Below are 26,909 nucleotides of genomic sequence, written 5' to 3'. Positions count from 1 at the left end.
TCACTGTGCCGAGCCACTAGTCGTGCCGGCGCTCGCAGCCGCGCAAAACCAGGGCGAGAAAAAAGTGGATCAGAAGTCGGACAAGTGCTTTTACACCGTCGGAAATCAGGCAATTCAAGTGCCGTTCGGCGCGAGTGTTTGCCGCAGACAACCGGCGCCGTACGACGACAAGTATTCGTTACTTCGCTGCACTCCCCCGCTCGATGAGATCGACTCGGACATTAAGCGTGGGGACGCTCGCTGCGATCGCTACGAAGAGCGTCAGTAGGAAGCGTGCGCTTCCGTAGGTGAGGCTTGAGACGATTTGGGCGATCCATCCGAAACGCTCTGCGTATTCGGTCGATGGGACAGCTTCGGGCGGGAAGAACGTGAGACCGAAGTCGCCGTTTCAGGCTTGGGTGTCGTGGAGAACGTCCGTTCGAAACAGCCCGCATGCCTTTAGCTTCTTGAGCATGCAGTTCTGGGCCACATTTGCAACATTGAGTGATTCGCGCGCGAGGCCGCCGGTGGATGTTAGTCCGAGGCGAACGAATGCGGCCAATTTCTCATCGGCATCTACGCCAAACCATGAGGTAACAGTTGGAGTTGTTGGGCAAGCTTTAGAACGCTCTCTGTCCAAGGTTATCTCTTGCTCAAGTCTATGGTGGTCATCATGCTCAAGAACTTCGATTAGAACCTGCTGATCTTCGGTGCGGCGCTGGCGCACTGCGATCTCGCGATTCAATTCGTCCAGCTCGGGATTAATGACCGTGGTCAAATGCAATCTCCTCCCCGGCGCCGGTAAAAGCCGAGAGCCCGGTGAGGAATGCCTACAAAATCGCTGCGAGGATGGGCTCGACAGCCTGCGTGTCGTGAAACGGTTGCGGGTAGGGACGGCTGAATGCGGGGCGCGGGATCGGCCGTTCGGATGAGGGGGAGTTCCTGCCGCCACACCGTCATCATCGCTGCTTCGCTGCCGCCGTAGAGGGCGCACGAGTGCCGTTTCAACTGCAAGGCTTGAGGCTCGAGCTCGGAAAGCCGGATCTCGCCCGGCCATTTTTCGACTTAGGCCGCGATAGTCCTACAGAACACCGGCAACTCGCGAATGCCGTCGCTCGCCGTCGTCGGTGTGTGTGGACTGAGCGTCTGATTGAGCGTGCCATGCCGGCATCAGAACGGGATGCCAGCCCTTCAAACCGTTTACTGCTAGGGCCTCGGAATGCGCACAAGCTACGGCGGGTTGTGGATGCGGATAAGTGATTGCAAGATGGTCGACGGCGGTCGCGTAGTTTGCCGCACGGGCATTGGCGAACTCCGTGATTTGCGGAGCTCAATTGCCGAATGTTCATCCCGCTTCCGGCGTATTGATCGCGCGCACCTGGTTAGTAGGGCACACCTATCGGCGCGATGATTGTCTCACACGGACGACGCTCAACTCGTGACGGTGCACCTGGATCCCGCGGTCGACAGGCCGGGTGATCCACAGCCGCAGCGCACGAAAGCGACGTCGAAGGCGGGACGTAGATGACGAAGCGCATCATTGACGCGGTGGCGACGTACAGAACCATCGGCCGTCTAGCGTCAACTGGCCTCGTGACCGGGTCTGTCAGCCCTGCTTGGTGGCTTTCGATTTGAGCGACAAGCCAAGGCGCAGTGCCATGCGCTTGACCGCGTGGGGCGACCGACCCAGCTGCTTTGCCGCCTCTTCCAGCGAAGTACAAGACCTGGCCAGCTCCATCAACCGACGGTCTTCCTTGAATGACCAGGGCTTGCGCGCCATGTCCAAATTGTTCCTCTCGCAAATCCAAGACAAAGCCGCCAAGCGACCCATGGCGCTCGACGGCTTTGCTTGGGTGGGGCCGGGCTCATGGGGAAAGCCCGGTGCGAAGATGGATATGCGATCGGTGAGACTTCGCAACAAACAACGCGGGTTAAGCTAACTGCTCAACCTTACCGAGATAAATTCGGCACGTGCCTCCCGTATAACCACGGGATTTCCTCAACCGAGGCCGATACGCGTCTGCTGATAGCCGCGATCGAGAATGTCTTGCCACCATGTTCGATTGTCGCAGAACCAGCGAACGGTCTTGGTCAATCCGCTGTCGAAAGTTTCACGCGGCCGCCATCCGAGTTCGCGTTCGATCTTGCCGGGATCTATAGCGTAGCGCCGGTCGTGGCCGGGACGATCGGTGACGAAGCTGATCAGCCCGCGGTGCGAACCCGTGATCCCGGGTGAAATTTCGTCGAGGAGTTCGCAGATTTGCGCCACGACGTCGAGATTGCTGCGCTCGCAGCGTGCGCCGATGTTGTAGGTCTCGCCGACCGTGCCGTGCTCGAGCACCAGTGTCAGGGCCAACGCATGGTCGGCAACATACAGCCAGTCGCGGATGTTGCCGCCGTCGCCGTAGACCGGCAGAGGCTCGTTCGCCAGCCCGCGGATGATCATGTGCGGGATCAGCTTCTCGGGAAAATGATATGGCCCGTAATTGTTCGAGCAGTTGGTCACCATGGTGGGGAGCTCGTAGGTCTCCCGCCATGCGCGGACCAGATGATCGGACGAGGCCTTGCTCGCCGAATAGGGCGAGTTCGGCGCATAAGCCGTATCCTCGCTGAACATGCCGTTGGCGCCGAGCGATCCGAACACTTCGTCGGTCGAGACGTGGAGAAATCGGAAGCGCGCGCGCCTCGCAGGCGTCAGTCCCCGCCAGTGCCGCAGGGCCTCCTGAAGCAACGTAAAGGTACCGATCACGTTGGTCTGGATGAACTCCGCCGGGCCGTCGATCGAACGGTCGACGTGGCTCTCCGCCGCGAGATTCATCACGGCATCCGGCTGGTACTTTTCGAACAATGCACGCAGGCCGGTGCTCTCGCCGATGCATTGCTTTTCGAAAGCATAGCGCGGATGGCCGACTGCGCCCGGCAGCGAGTCGAGATTGGCCGCGTAGGTCAGCTTGTCGATGTTGACGATGCGCGCACCGGTGTCTGCCATCAAATGGCGGATCACGGCCGAGCCGATGAAGCCCGCACCGCCGGTCACGAAAATGGTGATGTCCTCAAAGCGCATTCGGTCTCTGCTTCAGAAGCCGTCCGCCTTGCGCTCAAACGAGCGGTAGACCGACAGTAAATATTCGCCGTAGCCGCTCTTGGCGCTTTTTTGCGCCAGCTTCTCGAAGGCTTCAAGGGAGATGTAGCCCTGCCGCAGCGCAATTTCCTCTGGGCAGGCGATGCGCAGCCCCTGGCGCTGCTCGAGGATCTGGACGAAATGGCTAGCTTCGACCAGCGAGGAATGCGTGCCGGTGTCGAGCCAGGCCATGCCGCGCCCCATGAGCCGCACAAACAGCTCTCCGCGCTCCAGATAGACCCTGTTGACGTCGGTGATCTCAAGCTCGCCGCGCGCGGACGGCGAAATCCCGGCGGCAATGTCGAGAACGTCATTGTCATAGAAATAGAGCCCCGTCACCGCGACGTTCGAGCGCGGTTGCGCAGGCTTCTCCTCGAGGGACAGCGCGCGTCCGCCAGCATCGAGCTCAACCACGCCATATTGATCCGGCGTATTGACGGCATATCCGAAGATCGTGGCTCCGCGCTTAGGCGCGGCGGCCCGGCTCAACATTTCCGGTAGGCCGTTGCCATAGAAGATGTTGTCACCCAGCACCAGGGCGACCGGGTCCTTGCCGACGAAGTCTCGGCCGACGATGAAGGCGTCCGCCAATCCGCGCGGGCTGTCCTGGTGGGCATAAGAGAAACGCAGGCCGATTTCGGAACCGTCGCCGAGCAGGCGCTGAAACAGCGGCTGGTCCTGCGGAGTCGTGATGATGAGAATGTCCCGGATACCCGCGAACATCAGGGTGGACAACGGGTAATAAATCATCGGCTTGTCGAAGACAGGCAGGAGCTGTTTCGACACCACGGCCGTCACCGGATAGAGCCGGGAGCCCGTTCCTCCCGCCAGGATGATACCCTTCATGCGTTCTCAAAGCCCAAACTAAATGTCTGCCTCGTGATAATGCATGCCTCGGCGCGTGCAAGGGGGTTCTCGACCCAGCGCCCCGCAGACAGGGCCCCCATGACGGATTATGCAGCAGGTGGCAATTCTGGACGACCATGATGACGGGTATGAAGGCAAATTTCGTCGCAACCATCGTGCTGGTCGTGGCCGCCCAGGCATGGACAGGGCCGGGCCGCGCGGGCGACGAGGTGCCGGCAGCCGAGGCGCCGGCGAACGACATGGCTCATTCCCCCGACAATCTGATCCCTCGCGATGACTGGAAGCGCCGGATCGACGATGCGCGCAAGCGCGCCGAGCAGGCCCGGCGGGATTGGCGGATCAATGCTCCGCTGCGCTTGGTCGTGCCGGATCCGCCTGAGAAGATAGCCACCCAGCGAGTGCTCGGCGACGACACGCTGCAATCAGGAGACATTGTCTCCACAGACAAGGGCTTCTTTCTGTTTCGCGGTCGATCCGGCGCGGATGGACAGACTCCGGACCTCGTGCCGATAGCCCCCCGCTAGCTTGGTTGCACGACACTTATTTTATTCCGTCGCGCTGGAGCCTCGCGAATTTTGTTCCGGCCGATACGAATCGAGTCGTTGCGCGCGAAATCGTGGAATGTCCAGGCAACTCCGGTTCACAATCCTATCATGATGCGTGCAGGCAACATTGCTTTGCTGAATCGTCTCTAGAAAAATTCTTGCGACGCGTTTTACGATGATGCGTCACGAGATCGTCGAATTCGTTCGTCTATGATTGTGCAAACGACCAATGCGAATACGCAAATGCTTCAAAAGACCTGGGCGGCATTTCCTTTCACCAAGATCAGAGAACGTGCATTCGAAGGCGCGTTCTTGAGCGTGGCGCTGATCGCGATGGCGGGATGGGTTTATTTCATCACGCTGTTGCTGGTGAGATTGATGCTGTGGTTCCTCAACTAACTGCAGGTGGATGATTGATCCTCAAGCAGATTGCTGCCCAAAAGTTCTCGAGCCTGACAAGAAAATCAGCGACGTTAAACTTGATGTCGACACAACTGAACTGAACGATGAGAATGCTCACGTTGGGGAGAGGGAACGTTCCGCAAATGGAAAGATTTCCGAATGATGCCAGTCCTGATCTTGCTTGCGATTTTCTCGGTCGGTTTTGGCGTGGGTTACAGGGCGCGCGCGATGCGGTCTCGGAAACGTAAGCAACTCCATCGGCTCTACGCGCCATATGGTCCGACCACCCACCACCAAGGCGATTCGATTGCCAAGGCGCGACGTGCATTCTGAGGATTTGCAACCAGATGGCTGCGCAATCATTGCTGGTTCGCTCTATGTCGTTGCGTGCACAAATATCAATGGTCGGTAGGACGAGAGGAGCTAACCATGTCCGGTTAGGTTAAAATGGAGCCGGTTGTTGTTCATCGGTTTTGCCGGCGCTAGGCTACGCACGGTTTTTGCAAGCAGATGCTACCTTCCGTGTATGTCGTTGAGTTGGGGAGTTGCGTTGATGGTCTGGGTGGCTGTTTTGGTCGTTCGCTGTATGGAATTCAACTTTGGATCAAATGCGCTGACCGGTCCCTGGAACACGAGAGAGGTGGCGCTCCATGACTAGCTTTGGGAACAATGCTCCGCGGCGGTATTTCGTCGATGCGGTCGGCCGCAGGGTGCTGATCGGTCTCACGCTCGAGGAAACGTTTGAGTTTGAGCGGTTGGACGGCCAGCCGACGCTCGATCAGGCGGACAGGTCAGTTGCTACGCTAGCTGAGACCATCTTGTGGTCGGCTGACGGCGAACAGCGCTGGTTGGAACTGTACGCCAAGCACGATGGCGCCTGGAAGGCATGGATGGCGCAAAACCGTGGCGAGCAGCCCGCAGGCTTTAGCCTTTATTAACCATCCAGGACCCATTTTCTGGTCTGGCGCCTCCACCGGAAGATGCACGCATGTTTCAGCTGTTTTTGCGGGCCCGCACCCACAGTTTCCTGAGAGACCGCATCGGCGGTGAAGCGGAGTTCCGTGCCCGTTCACCGGAGCGCGACGCGGAGACTGATCAGTCGCGCATCGAAGCCATCATAGTCGCTATCGAAGATGCCTTGCACGCGGCCGAGCGGGAGCAATCGGGCCTGAACCGGCGGGTCGAGGACGTGTTGGCACGGGCGGCCGTAACGCTCGGCAATGGCAATGCCGAATATCTCGAGCGTGAAGCCCTGGATAATCATCACCAGGATCTGTTCGATAAGGAAATCCAAAATGGCCAGCGCCGCCTGAAGGAGCTGGACTCTTCCATTGCTCACTACAAGTTCATGAAAGCGGCTGTGTTGTGCAGGTTTCCCGATTACAGGCCTCGGCCCTTGGAAAGCCGTTAAGCATTACCGGTCCGCGCAAGCTAGCATTCGTCGCACCACTGCATCAGGCAGTGTCGCAGCAAAATGTAACTGCTGAGTGTAATGGTCGTACAAATCACAAACGCGCACGACAGCAATTGGACCGCATACATCAAAATCACCTCGTTCGACGAACGAGATAACGCGATTCCGTTTAAATGGATCCTAACGGCGGCGCGAAGTTCGCGAGCAGGCTAGTAGGCCAGGACCCGCTGTGGGTCCAAAGGGTTCACATAACGCACATAAGTTCGTACCGACCCGTAATAGTAATTAGGCTCATCCCTCGTCCGGGGATCGAATGTATAGGGATAAGCTTGTTGAAGCGACTTGTGCCGAACCTGGACTACGGTCGGACATCCGCAGCGTGGGCCGCAATATGGATTTGGACCCCGGTCAATGTAGGGGACGCGCGTTGCATGCTTCACCACGGGGATCGCGTAGTCGGCAGCATATGACGGGGTTGCCAACGTGGATGAGCACAAGATGAGCGCAAGTAGTCCGAAAATTGATCGCATGGTACGGTCCCCAACTGCGGCTGATCTTAGACGTTCCGCGAGGAACGGGCAATATCCCCCAAAGCCAACTGTGGAGTGCCCCGCTCCGCAACGGCCACCGGGCCTGCCGGACCCAACTAGCCGCTTAACGTTCTGAGACGTGCGGGATCGATGGTCCGGATCGCACCCTTCAAGAACTCTTTGCCCCGGCCTGAGGCTTGCCGATAGGCTGACACTAACGCCGGCGTCTGATCCGGTTGTCGCGTCAACATGAGACGTACATCACCCAGGGCCAAGTCCCTTAGATCTGGGCTTGCAAGGGCATCAAATTGGGTGACGGTAGCAAGTCTTAGAGGCATCAGTCGCGCGTCGCTTGGCGCAGTGAGGTAGCTCATTTTCAATGATTCGATTGCTCCAGGTCCGTCGGGGTCCTGCCCGGCCTCTAGCACTGCCAATGCTAACCACAATTCGGCATCATACGGCGCCAAGGAAAGAGCGTGCTTGAGACGCGAACGGGCAAGTTCGCTGTTTGCTCGAAGCCCGTGATCGGCTCTAGCCTGCTGGATCGCCTGTAGTGCCAGAACCAGCGCCTGGTTGCCTTCAAGGTCGGACCGCAACGGCGAGATCGTCCCGATCCATTCGACCGGTGCGTCCGAGTTAAGATTGGCCTTGGTTGGATACTTGGGGAAATCCGGCCGATTCAAGGCCGTCATTTCCGCGGCTCCTGATGCGATCCCGAAGCAACCGACCGCTGCCGCAAGGGCTAACGTTAGGACACGAACTCTGGTTGTTGAATTCATAAAACGTCCAAAGAGAAAACGGCTTGCCATGCGTCAACTAGAGAGCGAGCATACTTTCGTCCTGAAGGGCTAAAAGCGTTAGATTGCCAGTAGCATAAGCACCCGTATCGATGTTTATTCGGTTCGGTCGTATGTCTGGCTGCTGGACGGGGGTGTGGCCGTGAACAATGTATTTTCCGAAGTTCTGATTGCTTTCGAGAAATTCTTCACGGATCCAGAGCATGTCCTGCTCTTGTTGTCTTGCCAAGGCGACGCCAGGCTTGACGCCCGCATGCACGAAAAAGTAGTCGCCGCATACGAAGCGCGCGCGCAGGCTCCTCAAAAAGTACTGCTGACGGACCGGAATTGCCTGCGATAATTGCCGAATGAGTTGGTCTTGTTCAGCCGGATCGGGATTGAGAGAGGGGCTAAGTCCATATGACGCCAAGGTTTGGAGCCCGCCATATTGTTTCCAGTTCTGAAGCTGCGAGGGGGCGTTCAGTACGTCCAAAAGGAAGGTCTCATGATTGCCTTTCAAGAACACCGATTCATGCTTCATGCCACGTTCAATCAGCAGTTCGATGGTTCGATTCGAGTCAGGTCCCCGATCAATGTAGTCTCCGAGGAAAACGTGGATTGCGCGCCTCGAGCCTATCGTGGTGAGATCGCGGTCGATTACGGTGAACATTTGCTGGAGAAGATCGGCGCATCCATGAATGTCGCTTATCGCATAGATGCGAATGCCCTCCGGCAGAAACGGCTTTCGCGTCTTATTCCTCGATTTCGACAATCTCATCATCTGCCGAACTTGGCGGCCTTTTCGTCTTCCGGCGTCAATCGCTCGAATAACTGCGTTCAACGCACATAGTAAACGGAATCGCAAAAATCTGCTTGGCTTTTGAGTCCATTTAGCGGGCGAAATGCCGCGGAATTTCAAACTCTTGAGGTTAGCTTCCTAGCCAATAAGCATGCGGGGAGCAACCAATGCGTAAAATCACAACTTTGGCTCTGGGGGTTATGGCCGCCGGTCTCATTTGGTTCGAGCCGGTCCATGCGGGACTTCTGGGAATGCCGATGGGGCTTCAATCCGCAATCCAGCGCATTAAGCTCGAGACCCCAACCCTTCCGCCAATGGCATATACGCAATTCTGCCTGCGGTATCGGGACGAGTGCCGCACACAGCCGATGTTTCGGGGTGGGCCGGTTCGGCTCACCGAGGATCGATGGGGGGATCTGAAGGAGGTCAATCAGATGGTTAACCGGGAGATCGCCCCGGAGAGAAATGAGCTCGGCTTGGCCGGCGAGCAATGGGTGATCAATCCAGTGCGGGGCGATTGCAACGACTATGCGGTCAGCAAGCGGCATGAATTGCTGGCGCGTGGCTGGCCGGCCCGGGCCCTGCTGTTGAGTGAGGTTGTCGTCAATTCCGGCGAGCATCACCTCATTCTCGTTGTTCGTACCACGAGTGGAGATTTGGTGCTCGATAATATGACCTCGCAGATCAAGCCGTGGTCGCGCGTCCCCTATCGTTGGGTGCGCATGCAGATGCCCAACTCAAAGCTTTGGACGACGATCGTAAGCAGCAGGGTCTAGGTTGCCCTTAGATTGAGCTGGTTCGTCCCGTGCTTTGCGCAAGGCCTAGGCCAATCACCGCGGCGAGTATGATCTGGGCCGTCGGGTTTAACATGCTTACGTCGACAAAGCTGTCGCAAAGGGCGACAACCACGATGGCGGCCGTTGCGGACGCGAAGAACGAGTCTCGTCCGCGTCCGACGGCCCCACGCAAGGCGAATAAGAAAAGCTGAAGCGTAAACCCTGCAAGAATTAGCATGGCCGCGCGTCCCCATTCGATGGCAACCAAAACTGCCGTCGAAGGGGCAGTAAGCGTGCTACCAACACCATAATCTTGGTAAATCCGCGCGACCCGCGCGAACGTACCGACGCCACTTCCAGTCCAGGAGCTGTCGGACATGGCGCGCCGCGCCACGGCGAGAGATGCTTGATCGTCGGATCTAACAAAGCCCAGGAGATCAACGAAAGGGGTGGATCGTGCCAGCGATAGCGTTGTCACGGTTGCCATTGCGATCAGGACTGCTGCCAAGATTGCCGATGGCCAGGGCCGGAATCCAAGGCGGCGGACGGTTGCAACAAAAAGCATGATCGCAAACCCAAGTCCGGTCAGCTCAAGCAGCAGTCCCTGTCCGAGTGCAGCAAAGGAAGCAAGGGAAACAACGATTCCCGTGATGCCGAGGGCCATGCGCAACAGCAGCGGAGTGCTCAGAGGGAGGACGGCGCCGGCTCGGTTTGAATGTCGCTCTATTGCCATGGCAATCGTCGCACTGTTTCCGAGTGCAGCAATGACCGCTACGACAGCAAAGGAATGGCCATTTGACCTGCCGATGTCCGGCACGGCTGTCGCGAGTAACTCGATTTGACCGGCCAAGCTCTCAAGCGCAATGAATGTCGCCGCGCCCGTCAGCGCAAGCAGAAGGATCTCTGCCCGTTTTCGATCTCTGGCGATCAGGATCGTCGAGATGGTCAGTGATAACAGGGCCAAATACCACGTCAGGCTGCGCAAGGTACTTCCCGGATCGATGCTGATTCGGCTGGCCAAAGAGGGGTCATTTAGTGCGACCGCTGCGGTGGGCCAGATTGGACTCGTAAGCGATGCAATTGGAAGCGGAACAATCTGAAGCAGCATCCAGAGGATGGGGAAGAGCGCTGCCCAAGCAAATCTGCGGAGCGCCGCAGCGGCAGTGATATCCGCCGGGCTCGCCGCAATGGCGACCGACGCCAGCATGATCGCGGCGAGCAAATAGAGGGTGTGCTGGATGAAGATGTAGCTAATGAATAGGGCGGCTGGAGTTGCGACTAACAGCGCGATCAGAAGGGGAAAGGCGATCGACAATTGAAGACTTTAAAATGATGAGGGGAGGAGGACGAGCCGGCGACGATCCGCAGATTGATTTACTATCGCATGCGTCGTCAGCGCCGCCAAACGCCTTTTTGCTGGCTCGGTTGCGTCTGCGGACGCAAAACCTGCAGGCCATTTACCGTCCGGAGTGATCGGCTGACGTTCGTCTGTAGAGCGCGGCTACGGATGCCTTGCGAGAAAATGTTTGCTTCCGCGAATAACGGGCCAGCAACGTGATTTGTGCCAACAGGCCGAAGGCATAGCCGGTTTGCGGGGCAAATCCCATCAGCAACCCATATCCACACGCGACAGCTAGTCCTGCACCGAGCGATAGCTGGGTCAGGAACGTGACAATGATCGCGATCAGGCTGAAAGGCACCAAAATCCACACGCGAAAACGCCAAGCCAGAACTGCGCCGGCGAGAAATAGAAAGATGGCAACCGGGGTCATTGTGTGTCTCCGGCGCCACCATTCCACCTACTTTCCTAAGGAACCATCAACTGGTTCCCGAACAACTCGACTCCTCATCGCGCAGGACAGCTCTCGGTTAGCAATCGGTAAGCGACAGCAAGTCCGCCGATCGGGATCGTCCCGCGGATCGAAGTGGACTTTCCCTCAATTTCGACAGAGAGCTCGTTAGCCTGCTGCCAATCACGGGTTGCGAACTCCGCAGCGTTGCGAGGCAACAACAGAGCTTGGCCTGCCTGCACGACGGATGCATCAAACACGGCAATTCGGCCGTTTCCTGACGTCAGGGTGACCTTCGGCTCGCCGCGCGACATCCGCTCTAGGATGATTAGAAGGATTTCGATGCCTTGCCGGCCACATTGGAGGCTGAGGCCCGCGAGCCCAATGTCGGACCTCTTCGCATCAGCAACGTGCATAACAGAGACCGCATCCGGTCCGCCTGACGGGTTCTTGGTTTTGACCAGCTGCCATCCCCCATCGAGTAGGATAATGTTGCTGCCGCTGCCCACCTGTTTAGAGACTTCGCTGTCGCATTCTTGCTGCCGAGCAACTCCAACCCCGGTGATGCACCCCCGCGTTCCGGAGTTGGTCTGCTCTGACTGCGCGCTGGAAATTGAAACCAGCGCAATGATGGCGAGGACGCAATGGTGGCTCTTCATCGAAACTCGGAGTGGTGTTGCAAACGTTGACTTGACTCCCTGCTCACCTTTTTGGCACTAGCAGGCTCCATTCTTCAAATTTGAATTAATGCATCGCATTATTTTATTGCAATGCAATATTACCAATGATCTGCTGGTGGACGCCAGGTTCAATTAAGCGTTGGCATTGTCAAGGAGGCGAATTTGTTCCCTCAGAGCTCAATCTCGACCGACTCGACGGACGGTCACACGGCGCCCGACAAGCCGGCGTTATTGGAGGGTCCAATCGACAACGCTCGATTGGTCGAAGATCTGCAGGACCGCCGAGTTGGCATTAAAATCCCTTACTCCGCTCTTGCGCATCTGGTTGCGTCGTTTGACGCCGCCGTGATCCTGTTTGCGAGCGTGGTTGGGACGGGACTCTACCAAATCCTTGCCAATAGCGGGCTTGATCACCTTGAGCCAGTGCTCGGAGTTGGCCCCGTTGCAGCATTGCTCTACGTGCTGATTGGCTACTCGACCGGGTTGTATGATCTCCGTGCCGCGCTTGCGAAGAAGCGAAGGGATGCGGGCCGAATCTTCGCGCAATGGACCCTGGTTATCCTTTTGTTTACATCGTTGGCCTTCCTGATGAAGAGCGGTGCCGTCTACTCTCGCGGCTCTGTTATCTGCTTCAGTCTGCTTGCGCCTTTTCTTCTGGTGGGTTGGCGGCGGTTTGCCAAACGCATCGTGGCCGGGGTGGTGGCTGACGGGCAGGTAAAGGGCCAGCGTGCCGTTTTACTGGGCACCGGCGAGGAGCTGGCCGCGCTTGGTCTCGAAGAGTTGCTCGGAAAATATGGCTTTACGGAAGTCGAACGGGTGGCGTTCCCGGCCGGACGAGGAGGCGGGTTTGCGATGAGTGCGGGCGAGGCTGCCACGCTGGAGCACGCGATCGCGGTCGCACGCACTCGAGGAGCCGAAGCAATCGTCTTGGCATTTCCTTGGAGCGATACCCGCAAAGTCGAACTCGTCCGCGATGGGCTCAGGATCTCGCCGCTGCCGGTTCGATTGCTGCCGGACCGGCGAATCCGTTCGCTGGCGGGAAATCCCTCGTTCAGATTGCAGAATTCACTTTCGGTGGAAATTCAGCGGGGACCGCTGTCGCGGGCGGAGCAGGCATCCAAGCGCCTGCTCGATATCGTCGGAGCCTTGGTTGGGCTGGTCGTATTCGCTCCCTTGATGATTTTGAGCGCGATCGTCGTCAAGTTGGACTCACCTGGACCGGTGTTCTTTCGGCAGAAGCGCAACGGCTTCAACGCCAAGGAGTTTTCCATCTTCAAGTTCAGGACGATGACCGTCATGGAGGATGGTGCCACGGTCGTCCAGGCCAAGCGGTTTGATCCGCGGGTCACCAGGTTTGGACGGCTCCTCCGTCGAAGCAGCATCGACGAGGTTCCCCAACTCATTAACGTTCTGATGGGGGACATGTCGCTGGTGGGGCCTCGGCCGCATGCGCTGGCGCATGATAGCCACTATGGCAGATTGCTGTCGGATTATGCGTTCCGGCACCATGTCAAACCGGGCATTACCGGCTGGGCCCAAGTCAAGGGCTATCGGGGCGAGACCGCCCTCGTGGAGCAAATGAAGGGACGGATCGATTGCGACCTCTGGTACATTAATAACTGGAGCCTCGCGCTTGACCTTAAGGTCCTCCTCCTCACCTGTCTGGAACTTACAAACCGCCGGAATGCGTATTGAGCCTGTCTGTTGGGGCAGCTGTGCGCCCTGTAACCGCGATGCAACATCTTCAGGTTATCGTCGTCGCTACCGGGTATTCGGGTCCGCTGTTCGTTGACTCGCTTGGGGAATTCGCTGAGTTTGCGGACTGATAAATTGGGGACTTGGGTGGTGGTGAAACGGGGCTTCGTCCTGGCGAGTGTGCTTTCGGCTGTCCTGCTCAGCTCGGCGGGGTGTTCGATTATGCCCATGTCGGGTCCTGAGGACCACGTCATCAAGAGCGAGCAGACAGTCAACGGCCCGGAATACGGGCTGGTGAAGCTCACCCCCACGGTCGTCGATATCGTCAGGGAATACGGTCCTGGAGCTATTGCTGGATCCTTCCCGGACAATCGTCCGCCGCCGTCCATCAAATTCGGCATTGGCGACGTCGTAGCAGTATCGATCTTCGAGGCGGCCGCAGGCGGCTTGTTCATCCCAGCCGAGGCGGGCGTTCGCCCGGGTAACTTTGTTTCGCTGCCAAACCAAAATGTCGATTCGGCCGGTTTCATCACGGTGCCGTATGCGGGTGCGATCAAGGCGAATGGCCGTACGCCAAGTGAAATTCAACAGGACATCGTCAAGGCAATCGGGAATCGTGCCATCGAACCGCAGGTGGTGGTGTCGCTGATCACCCAAAATACGTCACTGATCAGCGTCCTCGGTGAGGTCAATACGCCGACGCGTCTTACCGCAAACGCGGCCGGCGAGCGCATCCTGGACGTCATCTCCCGGGCCGGAGGCCCGAAGGGGCAGGGCTGGGAAACCTGGGTGACGCTTGAGCGTCACGGAAAGCGCGCAACGGTTCCCTTTGGGGCCTTGGTTTACACCCCTATGAACAATATTTGGGTGCATCCCGGCGATACGATCTATGTCTATCGCGAGCCGCAGATCTTCCTGGCCTTCGGTGCGTCTGGCGCGCAGGGGCAGTTCCCGTTCGACATGTGGAAAATCAACATGGCGCAGGCCATGGCCAAGGCCGGAGGCCTGCTGGACGCCCAAGCCGAGCCCAGCGGTGTCTACGTCTACCGCCGGGAGCCCCGGGAGCTCGCGGAGCGGCTGGGTGTGGACTGTTCCAAGTTCGTCGGCCCCACGGTGCCGATCGTCTACAACGCGGATTTCAGGGATCCGGCTGCCTACTTCCTTGCGACCAAATTTGACATGCGGGACAAGGACGTGCTGTTCGCGGCCAATGCGGCGACGGTTGATACGGCCAAATTCCTGCAGTTCGTTCGTGTCGTGATCGCAACTGCCAACGATACGATTGTCACAGCGAACAACGCGCAGATCCTCAAGATCACATCGAGACAATAGTGTATTGAATCGTCCGTGAACAAAACTCAAAGCGATTGAGCGGGAGCCTATTCTTTGGGTTTGAGGCGGTTTGAGATTGCGGGGATTGGGAGGTTGAGGCCGTCCCTGCGATTTTGTTGGTAGATTCCCATTTGCTGCGGACCGTGATTCTGTGACGCATCGGAGGGGATGATGCGGCCGAAGAAGCACAAGACGCCGGGATGTGACGTTCCAAAAGTTATCCTACGATCTCATAGGTCCCAGCCTAACGTGCTTCGGGTGACGCCCGGACCGCGGTCTTGCTCAATGCTTGCTCGGTATCCCGGCCGCCGCCTCCAGCGGACGAATGTCTAAGCGCGTAATGATCACATGCGCATGCGAGCCTCCATCGAAGCTTGCGAAATAGAATCGCCCTTCAGGGTCCCATGCATCGTATCCCGTATGCGCGTTCAGGTTCCTAAGGGAGGGGTCCAGGTCGGCAAAATTACAGAGGGTTTTGGTGGTCGCTGTGCGCAGGTCAAACGCAAACAGAGCGCCTGCCTTGCCATCTGATTGAAAAACTCGTGCGGATGTAAGCCGTGTTTCCATTAGGCGTGACATTAAACAACCAAACATAGGTTGGTTGTTTAAGGTCGAGCTGCCCAAGATACGACCAGGACGGACCATCGTCGTAATTTGACATCAGCGGCACCAGTTGAAGAAGTGGCTGAGTTTTATTGGCGCCCCGAGACCGGCACAGATCAGGGTCGTTTCGAACGCCGCTAGTATCGCCAGGGCCTGAACTCGCGGGGCTCCACGCCAGGAATATCGGCGATCAGCCCTTCGCCCCTCAGTGCGCGGTCCAATTGAAGGCGAAAATCCAGTCTTACTGTTGCGAGGCCGGCCAAAAGCACATCGTGGTGTCTCCATCCGGCTCCTTTCAGCACCTTGACCGCGTCGCGGATCAAGCCCGTTCGGACCATGGCTACAAATTCCTTGCGTGCGCTCTCCTGCAGGTCAGCTGGAAGTGCGTCATAGATCGCCAGCACATATGGGCTCCGCAAAGCAATCCAGCCCTCATACGGTGCAAGGCGATACGACATCCGCAATTCGTCGAGGTGCTCGCTGACCTGGCCGCCCTGATTGATCGCGCTCCAATACTCGATGAACCATAAGAGCCCGTCGGTCGGGACGCAACTTAGGGCTTTTCTTACCGACGAACGAAGCGAGCTTAGGCGCTCATTCGCAAGGCGCGCATCAAGGGAGTTTACAGCCATCTCATAGAGACGCAGGCGGATGATCGCCGCCGCCCTGATTTCCCGAGGATTACAGGTTGTCCGATTTTCGGCTAAAGCCAGTGCAGTTTCGGCAATCGGATTACGCCCAAACACGGTCCCTGAGAGAACCGCGTTGGCAATGTTGTCCAGCTGCACGTCCCGAGTTGGACTAAAAAAAAACAGTACAGCCCAGCCTGCTGAAAACAGGCCGATCAGTACGAGGATCGATCTGCCAACGGCATTGGCCATTCGCTGCCGGTTAGTCCACGTACCCGTATCGTGAGTAATATCGGTTGCGGTAATAGCCACCGCTGTGCGTGTCGTAACGGCTCATGGCGGCGACGTTCACCTTGTTGAGAACCGCGCCCATGAGGCGCTCACGAACCATTGGCGTTTCTTGGATGACACGCTCGACGACGTCGAGCTTCGATTTCGCCCATTCAATAACCAAAATGTACGAGTCGGCCAACGTACCGGTCGCGCGCACGTCGATAATCGGCGCCAATGGGCTGAGATCAAGGATGATGCGGTCATATTGCTCGCGCAGATCCTGAAAGAACTTTTGCATTTGAGCGGAGGCCAGCAGGTCGCTCGAGTTCGAGAACCGTGAGGTTACCACGCAAGGCAGGAAGTGCAGATTGGTCTGCGGATCGACCCAGAGCGCGTCCTTTAAGTCTACCTTCCCGAACACGACGTCGATGAGGCCGACGTCTGCCGAACGACCAAGACGATGGGTTAGGCTTGGATTACGGATGTCGCCATCAATGAGAAGGGTGCGCAATCCGCTCTGCGCCGTGGTTTGAGCCAAAGCCTCGCTCACCGTCGATTTCCCTTCGTTAGGAAGAGCCGAAGTGATCGCGACGACTTTATGAGGCGAGCCAAAGTTGCTCAGGTCGGTCGCCAATTTGATCGAACGAAACGCTTCTGCGAACCGCGAAAATGGCGAATTGATCGCGAAGCGCGCAACGCTGTCGTCGATCGTAAGCTGCCGGCCGCCCGGGCGAGTTACATGATTCGGTCCCGCCTCCATGGCGCGGCTCGGCTGGCCGGTGGCAACGGTCGGACGAGAGCCCGGCCGCGAATTCGGCATCCAATCCCGCAGGAACGGCAACCATCCCTTGAGGCTGCTCAGTGTGCCCTTTGCGGCCTGGTCTGCTCCGAAACCAACGATCGGGACAGAGGCGAGACAATTGGTCTGGAGCAGCCTTTCGACCTGATGGACGGTCCGGAAGACGCGGTCGAGCATTTCAAGGAAGATCGCGACCAGACCCGCGAGAATGCCGCCACCGACGATACCCGCCAGGAGAACCAAGGCCGTCTTGGGGGAGGTCTTCGGTGTAGATAGGGCAGCGGCCTGAGTGATGACCCTTGCCTCCGTTATCGGGAAAGATTGCTGCTGCACCGAGACCATGTAGAGCTGCAGGAAATTATCCGACAAGGCGCGGGCGCTTTGCGCGTTGCTTTCCAAATCCCTCAACACGATCTGGGCCTGGCTCGTATCATTTGATACGGCGATCGTATCGTTGAGGCTCTTTTGGCTCGCTTCCTCGCGAGCGTTGGCGATCGCAAAATCGCTCTTGTAGGCCTCAGCCGTCCGGCGAAGCTCATCCAGGATGGAACGCCGGATCTCGCGCATCTGGTTGCGCAGGTTCACAACCGCCAAATGTGTTGGGCCATATCGATTGGACCAGTCTGATGCCTTAGCTGCGTAATCAAGATAAGTTCCGCGCAGCTTGGTAATGACCGGATTGGCCATTGAATCATTGACAGTCGCCAAATCATTCAAAATGACCTGAGGGTCGCTCTCGTCAGCATTGAGAATTGCAGTGATCCGTTGCAGCTTGGCCTCCGCCTCCGCCCGCTTTCCGCGGGCCTCGGTTAGACCACTGTTGATCTCGGCGAGTTGCTGCTCAGTCAGAAGGCGACCGCCGGCATCCACTATATTGTTCTTGGCCTTGTAATCGGCCACCGCGCGTTCGGCGGAGGAAGCCTGGGCACGAAGCTCCTTCAGGCGATCCTGGAGCCATACCGCGGCGCGGCGCGAGGCTTGGTATTTCGACTCAAGGGTGTCGGTAATGTAATTCTCTGCGACCGCGTTTGCGATCTGTGCCGCCAGATCCCGCGAGAGCGATTGGTATGATATTTCGATGACGTAGCTTTGGGCGACGCGCTTGATGGTCAGCCCATTCACAATGCGTCCGATGGCCGTTCGCATGAGCCCATCATCGGAGGGCTTCTCTTCCGGGAAGAAGCTTGCCAAGAGCTCGGTCACTTCGCTTAAGAAACCCGCGTCCTCGCGCATAAATACCGTAGAATCCAAGAGCCGCAAGTCCTTAATGACCGCCGAGGCAATGGTCTCGGATTTCAGGACTTCGACTTGACTATCGACCATGGCCGTGTCGATCGGACTGTCTCCTGCTGCTCCGACTTGCGTTTGCAGACCCTGCATCTTGCGGCTGTCCATCAGAAGGACGGCAGTGCCGGTGTAGCGCTTGGGTGCGGTCAATAAGTAAACGCCCGCCATGCCAAGGCAGAGCAGTACCGTGATGATCATCACCGGGTATTGCCGAGTGATCAGGCCAAGGGCTACAGAAAAGGCGTGTTCATACGACGCCGTGTCGTTGCCTTGGATTTGCGTCGAGGCATGAGAATTTGGAATTCGTGTTTGGAGCATCCGGCCCGTCTACCCTGACTGATATTCGTCGCGGCTACTCAAAATCAAAGCGACCGCATCCGAGCGCCGAAAAATTCGGATGGATCGTTGAAGGAAGGCCCAAAACTCAGCACGAACCTGATACGGTGCAGACGATCGTCGTGGTCGTTCCGCCCGCTGAGCCCGCACCGCTAACGCTTGAACTAAAATAATTTGTCGGATTGTTGGACACGCTGTTGGCGACAAAAGTTTGAAAGGACGAGCCGGTACCCGATGTTCCGCCCGTCGGTGACGTTTGGCCGCCGACGCCGCCCGAGGAGCCGGTTGTGGCGCCTGAGAGAGCCACGCTTCGGGTTGGATCGTTTCCGGTGAGGGCCGCGTATTGCGCGTTGGCATCAGCCGATCCCGTGGCACCAAGGTCGCCTTGGATCTCGAGGGAAAACGTCAGATCGGTCGTCTTGCAGACGTTGGCCGCCTTTCCAAGACCGGTCCCGATAGCCTTCTGAAGAGCGGAGGTCGAAGCCCCCTTGTTGGACAGATCCTTCAAAATGGCCAGCACCGCAGGAAGCGCCTGAGGATAGGACGCCACGAAGGTTTGTACGTCGGCGGCCACGTCATCCGGGCTGCGAGGTCCATTTGGCCCTTCGAGCAACGAGGACGGGTTCGTTGTAAAGCCAGCTGCCTTTTGTGCGGTATCAGGATCGTTCACGCAAGCGGCGAACGCGCCTTCGGGCAGGCACAACGCAAACGTACAAAACATGGCCGAGAGGATCAGCTTTGACGACAACCGGCGTCCAGAAATGCTCATAATTCCAGCCTCTTCCAAACCTGCTAATTCGGTGTTTTTAAAGAAAAATTAGGCAAATGTACAGCGGCTCACGACTTATTGGAAGGACAGGTTAACACCTTGGCTCTACTCGAAAATGATTGAGCCATGCCCATGCCCAAAATGGGGCAGATCGCCAGAGCAAAGCCCGGAACTTGCAGTGGAAAATCAACCTGCGAATGAAGGATCACCAATAGGCCAATCCAAAAGGCCGCGGTCGGGAGGATCGCGTCACGATTACGCCCCAACATTCCTCGGAACAGAACGACTAGTGAAGCGAGCCAACCGATCCCCAGCAACAAGGCGAAGGGAATGCCCATTTCGGCGGCCGCTTCGAGCGTCGAATTATGCGCCTGTTCCCAAACTCCATATGACGGAATATCGCCGCTTCGATATTCCGGAAAGACCCATCGATAGGTCCCCAGGCCGGACCCGAGCCAGGGAAAGTCTCTGATCATTCCGATCGTCGAAACGTAGGCCTGCCACCGCCCCGAATCGAAGAATCCTTGGACTCCGAATCTTTGGTTGACCAAGGGTGCAAGGATCGAAATGGCGCCGACAATCAAAAGCATGGCCGCGATCGGAAAAACCCACAGGAGCCTGCGCTTCTTTAGTCCTCGGCGAAAATAAGCTCCTACGGCTCCGGCCAAACAAAGCAGCGATAGGACGGATCCCGCGCGCGATCCGGTCAGCATCGTCGTGGAAAGCATTGCAAAGCACGCCAGCAGACAAAAGGTTCTTAGTGGCGAGAAGGTGTGGAGGCGAAACCTGATCACCTCGCGCCACGATAGCGGCGGTCCGGAGAAACGATCGCTACTCATGCTAGAGAAGACGAGAACCCACCCAATGGTTGCGGCCCCGAAATAGGAAGCAGCAACATTCGGATTGATGAAGGTTGCAGTGACCGAGGCCAAATAGTTGTACTTGCGGTGCCAAAGCAAATAGTCCGGCCAGAAGATGTGGGCAATCAGTCCATAGCTGGCGTAGGCCAAGGTCGATCCCAAAAATGACATTAGCAAAAGGCGGGCGGCGCGCCGGTCGCGGCCAACAAGATATCCGCACAGCATAGACAGGAGGCAGGCGATCTGTGATCCGGCCGAGAAGAAGGGCTGATTGAGGGCTACGGAAATCGAGCCGTTCAATTGCTCGCCCAGGACTGCGGAGGTCTGCTCCCAGATTGGGGCCATCAGTCGCTGCGACAGCGGTGACGTGTGATCCAATTGTTCGCTGACGACGAATGCCCAAGACAAAGAGATCGCCGCAAATCCGTACAGGAAAGCAAGGTCTCGCGAGCTAATCGCCTGCGGGACGGTCAGCAAAAGCACGGCAGAAAGCAACAATACCCAGACCGCAACAATCCGCATATCCATGGAGGCGAAAGGAAGCGGCGCCAGGGCAACCAGGATACAGAGCCCGGACGTCGCCAACATGGCAGTATAGCTGGGTTTCTTTTCTTTGCCGATTGTAGGAACATCAGCTCTGTTCTTGATCGAAGATCGTTGGTCGCGATCAAGAAGACCCATCAATCAAAATCCTTCAGAGCCGACCCGCGTTTCCATTCGATGAGCGAGCTTTCCAAATCGTAAGAAAACTTGAAGCCGCTTGTGACAAGTCGTTTAGGCAGAATGTTCGTCGAGAACCATAGCTTCCTTACGCGGTCCCGATTGATGCCCGTCTTGAGGCCAGCCGACTGCAAGGCTTCAAAGGGAAGTACGGCGAGATTCATGAACCAGATTGGAATGGTCAGCCGCGGCTTTTTGTAGCCAGCGACCCGGGAGAACGCAGCACAGATTTCGCTGATTGTGTACCTGTGCTCAAACGAGAAATTATAGATGCGGACGCCGTCATTCTGGCTCGACATGAAGATCATGGATGAGACAAGATCTTTCACGTAGCCACACGATTTGATGGTGTCTGTCCGCCCCGGATAGACGAAGGCATTCCGTTCCATCATCCGTGAGAGCCTGGTGAAATTTCCCCGCTCGTGAAGTCCGTAGATGACGGCAGGGCGAACAATCGTCAGCTTCCGATCCAAGGCTTCGGATTGCCAGAGCAGATGGATCTTCTCGGCCGCGAGCTTTGAGCGCCCGTAAGCGCTCACGGGCGCCGGCGTGGCCTCTTCATCGAGCGCTGCTTCGCTTGGTCCGTAGATCGAGATGGAGCTTGTGAAGACTACGTTGCTGCAGCCGATCGCGTTGGCGAATCTGCAGACGTTCACCGCCCCTAGGACGTTCGTATAATAGTAATCACCGTCCGGGTGCCCAGGCGTAACATGGATCGCAGCTAGGTTGAAAATGTCGGTGGGGCTCCCGTCCGAAATGCCGGAATCGATGGCCTCCCGCACATCGTGGTGCAGATATTCGACGCCGGCTACATTGGCTCTGGGCTGGCCGATGTCGACCGACACGACGCGCTTATACCTTTGCGATGCCACGAGGCATGTTGCCAGATGGGTTCCAATGAAGCCTGCGCCGCCAAAAATGATAGCTTGAGTAGCGTTAGACATCTGATCAGGGCTCATCGCGACTTAGATTATTCGCCTCGCTACGATAGGCCTCTTTCAGAACGTCGTAGTTGACGGCGCGGGTCAGATCGACCGGTTCTTGTAGGAGACGTCGCTGCAAAAGCTGTGCATGGAGCACGCGAATGCGCCTCTCGTCCAGCTCGCCAAACCTTGTCCCATAGGGGCGCAAGAAACCACGCTGCGCATCCATGAGTCGAGTGATCAGCAGCCGCGAAAGAGGCGTATCGATAGAGTTGGCGATGATGGGAATTGTTCGGTCGTAGTCAGCGTATGCAGCGCTCCAGCCCGCGGCGGTCGCGATGACGAACTTCTCGAGAGTGCGCCGCTTACCGAGGGTGCGCTCTTGAACAAAGTAGACTGGTCCTGCGGCGTGCACGCCGTAGGAGGCGGGACTTAGCGTCTTGTACTCTATGTTCCTCCGCGCAAACTCCTGACCTTCAATGTCGAGGCGACCAAGGAGCACATCTATCTTCCGGTCCAGCAGATCCTGCACGGGCTCCTCACTTTCGATCGGGAGGAGCTTGCTTTGCGCTAGGGAGTTCTTCGCAACAAACTCGTAGAGAACGACAGAAAGCTCGGGTCCCCTTTTGTACCCTATTCGCTTTCCCTCCAGATCCGATGGCCGCAACAGCGTGGTGTCGGGCAGGGTAAAAAACTCGATTGGACTCGTCGCATAGCATCCGGCGAAGGCGACAATTGCGAGCCCTTCCGATCGCGCTTTGAGGAACGCCGCGGCCGATGCGACCCCTATGGTATTTTCGTCGGCCGAAACAGCAGCTATTGCGTCACCATCCCCTGAGCCGGCTACCATGCGCACGTCAAGGCCTGCCCGCGCGAACAGAGCGTCGGATGCGGCCAGAATCGTTCCAGCCGACGCGGGCGATATGGCGCGATTGAGTTTGAGCTTGTATTGAGCCGCGGCCGGAAGCTCTGCCCCTTCGCTTGGGGAGGATGTCAGCCAAATGAAAACGAACGTGGCCAATACGCAGGCAAGACCAAACCCGGCAACGACGCGTGATGTGAAACGAGCCGTATGGGGTTTGGGTCGAACTCTCTTCATCAGTATGTCCGTGCTCGGAACCGAGCCAGTGGATATCTCAGGTGACGCCCTAAGCATGCAGGGGAGCCCGAACACAGCGGCCGCAGGAAATTCAGTATAACTCACGGTATTCATATCTAAAGGAAGCCGAGCCCGCCCCAACTCCCAACGCCCTCTGTATTCTCTGGTATCCTCCCAAAGGTACAACAATGCAATCGCTGCTCCCACCATAGCAGACTTGGACTTTGATCGACTGGCCGCAAATGTTGTTGATGATGACGATCTGATCAATGATTTTGGGATTGATAATCTGCGCTCGAGTCATGGGGTTCACTGCGATGCAGGCTCGGCCATCCGGTGTTTTGTGCGGGGCCGCGTACGTTCCAGTCATTCCCTGGAAGGCATTTTTTGGTTGTGCTGAGACTCCAGTACCACCAGAGATGGGCGCAGTCGTTCGCCCAAATTGAGCTCGAGTTGATCTGACGGGAAACGTCAGCGCGATGAGCAGCAACCCGAACCCAACTGCTTGCGCTGAAATTTTGCGAACGGTCTTGCTTGTCATCGACTGTCCATCTGCTGGCCGTTCACTGTTCGAGGCGCGAGCCAGTATGCAATATCTCGATGAGACCGAAACCCGAAATATGATGAAATGAAACGTCCTGGCCACCGAATAAAATGGCTGGCGTTGGGGGGCTAACCGTTAGAATTTCCATGCCGGCGGCCGAAAGGGCGGCAAGTGCCGCGTCAGCGTCGGAGCACGTATAGCATAAGTGGTAGATCATGGTGCCCGTCTTCTTGATTAGCATATCAATCGGGGACGGACCATCCCCGGGCCAAATCACCTCAATGTCAGGCATCGTCGGATGATGACGCATGGCAAGGTTGACTCGCTGTAGGGGATCAAACGCCGAATTTCCTGCCGTATAGCCAAGCGACGCCAGATAGCGAAATGCGTCATCCGGAGAGGCGACAGCCAGGCCGAAGTGATGAAAGGCAAGGTTAGTCAAGGCTGGAGCAATCTTGCGGGATTCCGACACTTCGAGCTCAGATCTTCTTCTGAATGAGCTCAACAAACTCGCCGACGTTCTTCAGTCCGCCGATCTCGGATGCGGAAAACTTGACGCCAAAAGACTTCGAGACCGCTAGAACGAGACGAATGTGAGACAGGCTATCCCAGCCGTCAACGTCATCGGCCATGGTCTCCGGTGTCAAGGCGAGGTTGTCCTCATCGAGCACGTCGCGGAAGACAGATGTGAGCTTCGCGTAGATTTGAGCTTGATCCATAGTGAATATCCTTGACGTCGACGTTCGCGCATCGACCGTTGGTGATTATTCAATGATCGGACGATGCTGCCGTAGCCTGTTCGGGAGCTCGCGATGAAACCTTCGGCTTGTTAGTCTTCTCCTGACAGGCAAAAGAACTCAAGACACTGGCCAATCTTTCCGACCAGACGTTGGCCAAGTGTCGCTTTGCATGCACCTCGTCAGAGTAATCCAAATCTCCGTCAAGATCGCTCATCGATATTGAGATGAAGTTTGACCGTTCCTTGAATTGCCCGGACAATTCCTGAAGCTTTTGTTCGTAGCCGGGCTGATACGGACTTGCGTCGCGGTGCCATGATGGGATCGGAAGATCGACGAGTACCACCCGCTCTCCCGAATCAAGCAATGACGCAACCGTGCTCCTAAGCAGGTTGAACTGCGTCTCGGAAATCGCGCCCTTGAACCCCATGCTCTCCTGCCAATACTCCAAAGCTTTTTTCTTGTCCTGTTCCGACATCACCGCAGCCTCACGTTCAACCTCGGTCCGTTGTGCGGACCGGCGTCCGGTCAGGAGCAGATTGATGCCCGTTCTGGCTTCGCGCGCAACCTTCTCGACAAGGAGAAGCGGGCGAATCGCCATGACGCCGGCATCGAGCCACTTTGAAGGTAGGACCGCCACGGGACCATTGGCGGTCCGGCGGTAGAAGCCATATCGGTACTTCTCAATATCGAGGTCGGATTCTCCGCGATTCCGATCGGGATCAGCAAATCTGATATCGGAATCCGCAAACATCCCGTACCAGACGCCAATGACGAACGTATTGGGCGCGGCACCCGGGCTGCTCTGCGTCTCGCGCACCAGATCGATGATCTGAGCCGCCTCCGATATGTTTGCGCCGCCCATCGCGAGATTGCTGACCTTGCCGCACGCCAGTTTCGATTGGATGAGCTTCTGGATGAAGCCGACGGCCGTGTTGGAGGCTCCTACGATAAGTACCTTGGGGTCCGGAGTGTCGAGCACGCTGCGCCCGAGGAGCACGTACTTCGGCACGGTCATGAACAGTGTGCGCTCTGCCACCTGGAAGTCGCGAAGCCCTCCGTGCGAAGGGTCTGGGAACACCAGGAAGGATAGGCCGCCAATCAGAACATAGAGAAACGCGAATGATGTAAAGGTCACCGCGATCTGGCGAAGGATATATCTCAACTTAGAACGCCTTGTAGACGAAGTCGGGAGACTTATGGAGCAACGCGGTGACCGCGACGATGACCATCATCTGGCTCGCCAGCGTCAAGTTTCGGCCGACAAGGCTGTCGCGCGCGTTTGCCAGAAACGCTGGGGCAGTCAGGTGGGGAGCGATCTGATCAGCCAGCCACCAGAACAGTCCAAACGCAAGCGCAATCCCGGCAAACGCAGCCGACATCCCGGCAGGGCCAAGCCGGCCAATCAAACGCGTGAAATCCGACAATTCTGGCGTCCACAGGCATGTCAAGGCCAACACGAAATAGCTGATGGTGACGCCGCGCGCAAAATAGACGTAGCCCAAGGTCTCGGTCATCGTCCTGTAGCGCTTCTTTCCGAGGCGGTCCGCGCAAGCGACCTGCCACAGCTTATTGATGCTGGCGCCAGCACCCATCAGCAATCCGTAGACGACGAACACGGCCGTGGTCCCGTGCCAAACGCCCATCACGAGAAATGTGATGAAAAATGCGAAAACGCCAAGATAGGCCGTGAGCGCGGGCGCAGGAAAACAAGACATCAGGAGCATGACGAGCGGATTAAATAGATAGAATTTGAACCACTGTGAAAGCGTCATGTGCCAACGCTGCCAAAACTCCAGGAAGCTGCGGGCGGAGAAGGGTTTGTCGAAGTTTTCCGGCAAGGCCTGACCGAGTAGAAACCCGCTGCCGAGAACTATGTCCATGTATCCGGAGAAATTATAGTACAGATACACGGTGTAGAGCGAAGCGGTGGCAGCATAGAGCATGCACAGCTTCGCGAACGACGGGTCGCCAGCCTGAAGTAGCTGCGGCTTCAGGAACGAGAACGCGTACTCTGCCACAGCGGCGATGATTACAAATTTCGCGTAGCCGGCAACCACTCTGGAAAAGGCCTGGAATACGGTCTCCGCGTCGAGCTTGACAACGGCGATCCCATCTGCGGCGCGAAAGTCCTGATAGCGCTGGATTGGACCGGACACAAAGCACAGAAAATTGCACGTGTAGCGGAAGAATGCGGTCGGCCCGATTCGCTCTTCGAGGTCCCCCGAATGGACATCGACCATTATGTGCAGGATTCGGAATAGGATATAGGACAGCCCGATCGTCAAATATGGAAAGGGAAGACGCCCGAGATCATCGAAGAAGGAAAACCGCTTCAGGAAGACATAGCAGGCCAGGACGCCAAGGACCGCGAGACCCAGCGCAAGTGAAGACTTCCAGACGGAAAGAATCGAAACGCACGCATAGCCCAAGAGCAGAAAAGCAAGCAGGGGCAGGATCTGGATGTAGTCGGTGAGGTAACTCGCGATGAAGATCGCATTGCCGAATCCCAGCACCAGCCTGCGATACCGAACTGACTCGCTGATGTGATAGGCGAGAATGACTCCGGCCAGGAAAGCGAAAAACAGAGGAGATGTGAGGCTCATCGACGTTCAGCTCGGGCG

At 57.2% G+C, this 26,909-nt stretch carries 28 protein-coding genes; 8 read left to right on the top strand and 20 right to left on the bottom strand.

Translation table 11 applies throughout. The annotated features are described in order from the left end of the window. On the top strand, positions 1-268 hold a 268-nt coding region (locus FXB38_RS42590; protein ID WP_210250868.1), incomplete at its 5' end, for a hypothetical protein. Between the two features lie 120 nt (positions 269-388). Here the strand turns inward: FXB38_RS42590 and FXB38_RS05255 are convergent. The 4 genes from FXB38_RS05255 to rfbA form a co-directional block, all read right to left on the bottom strand. Further along, on the bottom strand, positions 389-757 hold the full coding sequence (locus tag FXB38_RS05255; RefSeq protein ID WP_148749712.1) for a hypothetical protein: 369 nt from the start codon (positions 755-757) through the stop codon (positions 389-391). Between the two features lie 828 nt (positions 758-1,585). Further along, entirely contained in the window at positions 1,586-1,759 is a 174-nt protein-coding gene (locus tag FXB38_RS42585) for a hypothetical protein (RefSeq protein ID WP_187434677.1), read from the bottom strand. Between the two features lie 219 nt (positions 1,760-1,978). After that, positions 1,979-3,043, bottom strand: coding sequence for a dTDP-glucose 4,6-dehydratase (rfbB, locus tag FXB38_RS05250; protein WP_148749711.1), 1,065 nt, complete (start codon positions 3,041-3,043; stop codon positions 1,979-1,981). 12 nt (positions 3,044-3,055) lie between these two features. Beyond that, positions 3,056-3,946 (bottom strand): glucose-1-phosphate thymidylyltransferase RfbA, encoded by an 891-nt coding sequence (gene rfbA, locus FXB38_RS05245; protein ID WP_148749710.1) that lies wholly within the window; start codon positions 3,944-3,946, stop codon positions 3,056-3,058. Positions 3,947-4,083: 137 nt separating this feature from the next. Between rfbA and FXB38_RS05240 the strand changes: the two genes are divergently transcribed. From FXB38_RS05240 to FXB38_RS05230, 4 genes are all read left to right on the top strand, one after another. Further along, on the top strand, positions 4,084-4,491 hold the full coding sequence (locus tag FXB38_RS05240) for a hypothetical protein (protein ID WP_148749709.1): 408 nt from the start codon (positions 4,084-4,086) through the stop codon (positions 4,489-4,491). A 264-nt stretch (positions 4,492-4,755) separates the two neighbouring features. Further along, positions 4,756-4,911 carry a hypothetical protein gene (locus tag FXB38_RS42580; protein ID WP_187434676.1) on the top strand — a complete coding sequence of 52 codons (156 nt, stop codon included), beginning with the start codon at positions 4,756-4,758 and terminating at the stop codon, positions 4,909-4,911. A gap of 653 nt (positions 4,912-5,564) precedes the next feature. Then, positions 5,565-5,852: a hypothetical protein gene (locus tag FXB38_RS05235; RefSeq protein WP_148749708.1), complete on the top strand. Its 288-nt coding sequence runs from the start codon at positions 5,565-5,567 to the stop codon at positions 5,850-5,852. A gap of 50 nt (positions 5,853-5,902) precedes the next feature. Then, entirely contained in the window at positions 5,903-6,325 is a 423-nt protein-coding gene (locus FXB38_RS05230; RefSeq protein ID WP_148749707.1) for a hypothetical protein, read from the top strand. Between the two features lie 649 nt (positions 6,326-6,974). Here the strand turns inward: FXB38_RS05230 and FXB38_RS05225 are convergent. Both FXB38_RS05225 and FXB38_RS05220 read right to left on the bottom strand, forming a co-directional pair. Continuing rightward, positions 6,975-7,550 carry a hypothetical protein gene (locus FXB38_RS05225; RefSeq protein WP_148749706.1) on the bottom strand — a complete coding sequence of 192 codons (576 nt, stop codon included), beginning with the start codon at positions 7,548-7,550 and terminating at the stop codon, positions 6,975-6,977. Positions 7,551-7,674: 124 nt separating this feature from the next. Then, positions 7,675-8,412 carry a metallophosphoesterase family protein gene (locus FXB38_RS05220; RefSeq protein WP_148749715.1) on the bottom strand — a complete coding sequence of 246 codons (738 nt, stop codon included), beginning with the start codon at positions 8,410-8,412 and terminating at the stop codon, positions 7,675-7,677. Positions 8,413-8,600: 188 nt separating this feature from the next. Here FXB38_RS05220 and FXB38_RS05215 point away from each other — a divergent pair, with 188 nt between their 5' ends. After that, positions 8,601-9,209: a transglutaminase-like cysteine peptidase gene (locus FXB38_RS05215; RefSeq protein WP_148749705.1), complete on the top strand. Its 609-nt coding sequence runs from the start codon at positions 8,601-8,603 to the stop codon at positions 9,207-9,209. Between the two features lie 7 nt (positions 9,210-9,216). Here the strand turns inward: FXB38_RS05215 and FXB38_RS05210 are convergent, their stop codons facing one another. The 3 genes from FXB38_RS05210 to FXB38_RS05200 all read right to left on the bottom strand — a co-directional run bounded on the left by FXB38_RS05210 (position 9,217) and on the right by FXB38_RS05200 (position 11,658). Continuing rightward, a complete protein-coding gene (locus tag FXB38_RS05210; RefSeq protein ID WP_148749704.1) occupies positions 9,217-10,524 on the bottom strand; it encodes a hypothetical protein in 1,308 nt (435 codons plus the stop codon). A gap of 142 nt (positions 10,525-10,666) precedes the next feature. Continuing rightward, entirely contained in the window at positions 10,667-10,981 is a 315-nt protein-coding gene (locus FXB38_RS05205) for a hypothetical protein (RefSeq protein ID WP_148749703.1), read from the bottom strand. Positions 10,982-11,055: 74 nt separating this feature from the next. Next, positions 11,056-11,658: a hypothetical protein gene (locus FXB38_RS05200; protein WP_148749702.1), complete on the bottom strand. Its 603-nt coding sequence runs from the start codon at positions 11,656-11,658 to the stop codon at positions 11,056-11,058. Positions 11,659-11,841: 183 nt separating this feature from the next. Between FXB38_RS05200 and FXB38_RS05195 the strand changes: the two genes are divergently transcribed. Together FXB38_RS05195 and FXB38_RS05190 are read left to right on the top strand one after the other, a co-directional pair. Next, on the top strand, positions 11,842-13,374 hold the full coding sequence (locus tag FXB38_RS05195) for an undecaprenyl-phosphate glucose phosphotransferase (protein ID WP_187434675.1): 1,533 nt from the start codon (positions 11,842-11,844) through the stop codon (positions 13,372-13,374). Between the two features lie 228 nt (positions 13,375-13,602). Then, complete coding sequence (locus FXB38_RS05190; protein WP_187434674.1) at positions 13,603-14,706, top strand: polysaccharide biosynthesis/export family protein; 1,104 nt, start codon at positions 13,603-13,605, stop codon at positions 14,704-14,706. A gap of 740 nt (positions 14,707-15,446) precedes the next feature. On the opposite strand, the gene FXB38_RS05185 is transcribed toward FXB38_RS05190, so the two are convergent. From FXB38_RS05185 to FXB38_RS05140, 11 genes are all read right to left on the bottom strand, one after another. Further along, on the bottom strand, positions 15,447-16,190 hold the full coding sequence (locus FXB38_RS05185; RefSeq protein WP_148749700.1) for a hypothetical protein: 744 nt from the start codon (positions 16,188-16,190) through the stop codon (positions 15,447-15,449). A gap of 10 nt (positions 16,191-16,200) precedes the next feature. Beyond that, positions 16,201-18,615 carry a polysaccharide biosynthesis tyrosine autokinase gene (locus FXB38_RS05180; protein ID WP_148749699.1) on the bottom strand — a complete coding sequence of 805 codons (2,415 nt, stop codon included), beginning with the start codon at positions 18,613-18,615 and terminating at the stop codon, positions 16,201-16,203. Positions 18,616-18,721: 106 nt separating this feature from the next. Then, the gene (locus tag FXB38_RS05175) at positions 18,722-19,402 is read right to left on the bottom strand and encodes a hypothetical protein (RefSeq protein WP_148749698.1); all 681 of its coding nucleotides are present in this window, start codon (positions 19,400-19,402) and stop codon (positions 18,722-18,724) included. A gap of 68 nt (positions 19,403-19,470) precedes the next feature. Continuing rightward, positions 19,471-20,943, bottom strand: coding sequence for an O-antigen ligase family protein (locus tag FXB38_RS05170; RefSeq protein WP_148749697.1), 1,473 nt, complete (start codon positions 20,941-20,943; stop codon positions 19,471-19,473). Then, a complete protein-coding gene (locus FXB38_RS05165; RefSeq protein ID WP_148749696.1) occupies positions 20,943-21,926 on the bottom strand; it encodes an NAD-dependent epimerase/dehydratase family protein in 984 nt (327 codons plus the stop codon). Before FXB38_RS05165 ends, FXB38_RS05170 begins: the two co-directional genes overlap by 1 nt. A 4-nt stretch (positions 21,927-21,930) precedes the next feature. Next, positions 21,931-23,004: an ABC transporter substrate-binding protein gene (locus tag FXB38_RS05160; RefSeq protein ID WP_187434673.1), complete on the bottom strand. Its 1,074-nt coding sequence runs from the start codon at positions 23,002-23,004 to the stop codon at positions 21,931-21,933. Between the two features lie 91 nt (positions 23,005-23,095). Next, the gene (locus tag FXB38_RS42575; protein ID WP_187434672.1) at positions 23,096-23,545 is read right to left on the bottom strand and encodes a hypothetical protein; all 450 of its coding nucleotides are present in this window, start codon (positions 23,543-23,545) and stop codon (positions 23,096-23,098) included. A 22-nt stretch (positions 23,546-23,567) separates the two neighbouring features. Continuing rightward, positions 23,568-24,053, bottom strand: a complete 486-nt coding sequence (locus FXB38_RS05155) for a VOC family protein (protein ID WP_187434671.1) — start codon at positions 24,051-24,053, stop codon at positions 23,568-23,570. Continuing rightward, positions 24,028-24,267, bottom strand: coding sequence for an acyl carrier protein (locus tag FXB38_RS05150; protein ID WP_148749693.1), 240 nt, complete (start codon positions 24,265-24,267; stop codon positions 24,028-24,030). Before FXB38_RS05150 ends, FXB38_RS05155 begins: the two co-directional genes overlap by 26 nt. Before the next feature lie 49 nt (positions 24,268-24,316). Then, the gene (locus tag FXB38_RS05145; RefSeq protein WP_148749692.1) at positions 24,317-25,450 is read right to left on the bottom strand and encodes a hypothetical protein; all 1,134 of its coding nucleotides are present in this window, start codon (positions 25,448-25,450) and stop codon (positions 24,317-24,319) included. Between the two features lies 1 nt (position 25,451). Further along, positions 25,452-26,891 carry an MBOAT family O-acyltransferase gene (locus FXB38_RS05140; RefSeq protein WP_148749691.1) on the bottom strand — a complete coding sequence of 480 codons (1,440 nt, stop codon included), beginning with the start codon at positions 26,889-26,891 and terminating at the stop codon, positions 25,452-25,454. Between the last annotated feature and the right edge of the window lie 18 nt (positions 26,892-26,909).

The sequence above is a fragment of the Bradyrhizobium cytisi genome, assembly GCF_008123515.1.
In the GTDB taxonomy this organism is placed as follows: Bacteria; Pseudomonadota; Alphaproteobacteria; order Rhizobiales; family Xanthobacteraceae; genus Bradyrhizobium; species Bradyrhizobium cytisi.
Note: the sequence above shows the minus strand (reverse complement) of the source record. Positions and strands in the feature narration are given on the sequence as shown.

Bases quoted from the DNA above. Each gene is read 5' to 3' on its own strand.
- FXB38_RS05165 (WP_148749696.1), bottom strand. From the start codon at position 21,926: ATGTCTAACGCTACTCAAGCTATCATTTTTGGCGGCGCAGGCTTCATT.
- FXB38_RS05150 (WP_148749693.1), bottom strand. From the start codon at position 24,267: ATGGATCAAGCTCAAATCTACGCGAAGCTCACATCTGTCTTCCGCGAC.
- FXB38_RS05240 (WP_148749709.1), top strand. From the start codon at position 4,084: ATGATGACGGGTATGAAGGCAAATTTCGTCGCAACCATCGTGCTGGTC.
- FXB38_RS05190 (WP_187434674.1), top strand. From the start codon at position 13,603: ATGTCGGGTCCTGAGGACCACGTCATCAAGAGCGAGCAGACAGTCAAC.
- FXB38_RS05185 (WP_148749700.1), bottom strand. From the start codon at position 16,190: ATGGCCAATGCCGTTGGCAGATCGATCCTCGTACTGATCGGCCTGTTT.
- FXB38_RS05220 (WP_148749715.1), bottom strand. From the start codon at position 8,412: ATGAGATTGTCGAAATCGAGGAATAAGACGCGAAAGCCGTTTCTGCCG.
- FXB38_RS05170 (WP_148749697.1), bottom strand. From the start codon at position 20,943: ATGGGTCTTCTTGATCGCGACCAACGATCTTCGATCAAGAACAGAGCT.
- FXB38_RS05140 (WP_148749691.1), bottom strand. From the start codon at position 26,891: ATGAGCCTCACATCTCCTCTGTTTTTCGCTTTCCTGGCCGGAGTCATT.
- FXB38_RS42585 (WP_187434677.1), bottom strand. From the start codon at position 1,759: ATGGCGCGCAAGCCCTGGTCATTCAAGGAAGACCGTCGGTTGATGGAG.
- FXB38_RS42580 (WP_187434676.1), top strand. From the start codon at position 4,756: ATGCTTCAAAAGACCTGGGCGGCATTTCCTTTCACCAAGATCAGAGAA.
- FXB38_RS05160 (WP_187434673.1), bottom strand. From the start codon at position 23,004: ATGAAGAGAGTTCGACCCAAACCCCATACGGCTCGTTTCACATCACGC.
- FXB38_RS05175 (WP_148749698.1), bottom strand. From the start codon at position 19,402: ATGAGCATTTCTGGACGCCGGTTGTCGTCAAAGCTGATCCTCTCGGCC.
- FXB38_RS05180 (WP_148749699.1), bottom strand. From the start codon at position 18,615: ATGCTCCAAACACGAATTCCAAATTCTCATGCCTCGACGCAAATCCAA.
- rfbA (WP_148749710.1), bottom strand. From the start codon at position 3,946: ATGAAGGGTATCATCCTGGCGGGAGGAACGGGCTCCCGGCTCTATCCG.
- FXB38_RS05215 (WP_148749705.1), top strand. From the start codon at position 8,601: ATGCGTAAAATCACAACTTTGGCTCTGGGGGTTATGGCCGCCGGTCTC.
- rfbB (WP_148749711.1), bottom strand. From the start codon at position 3,043: ATGCGCTTTGAGGACATCACCATTTTCGTGACCGGCGGTGCGGGCTTC.
- FXB38_RS05205 (WP_148749703.1), bottom strand. From the start codon at position 10,981: ATGACCCCGGTTGCCATCTTTCTATTTCTCGCCGGCGCAGTTCTGGCT.
- FXB38_RS05230 (WP_148749707.1), top strand. From the start codon at position 5,903: ATGTTTCAGCTGTTTTTGCGGGCCCGCACCCACAGTTTCCTGAGAGAC.
- FXB38_RS42575 (WP_187434672.1), bottom strand. From the start codon at position 23,545: ATGACAAGCAAGACCGTTCGCAAAATTTCAGCGCAAGCAGTTGGGTTC.
- FXB38_RS05225 (WP_148749706.1), bottom strand. From the start codon at position 7,550: ATGACGGCCTTGAATCGGCCGGATTTCCCCAAGTATCCAACCAAGGCC.
- FXB38_RS05200 (WP_148749702.1), bottom strand. From the start codon at position 11,658: ATGAAGAGCCACCATTGCGTCCTCGCCATCATTGCGCTGGTTTCAATT.
- FXB38_RS05235 (WP_148749708.1), top strand. From the start codon at position 5,565: ATGACTAGCTTTGGGAACAATGCTCCGCGGCGGTATTTCGTCGATGCG.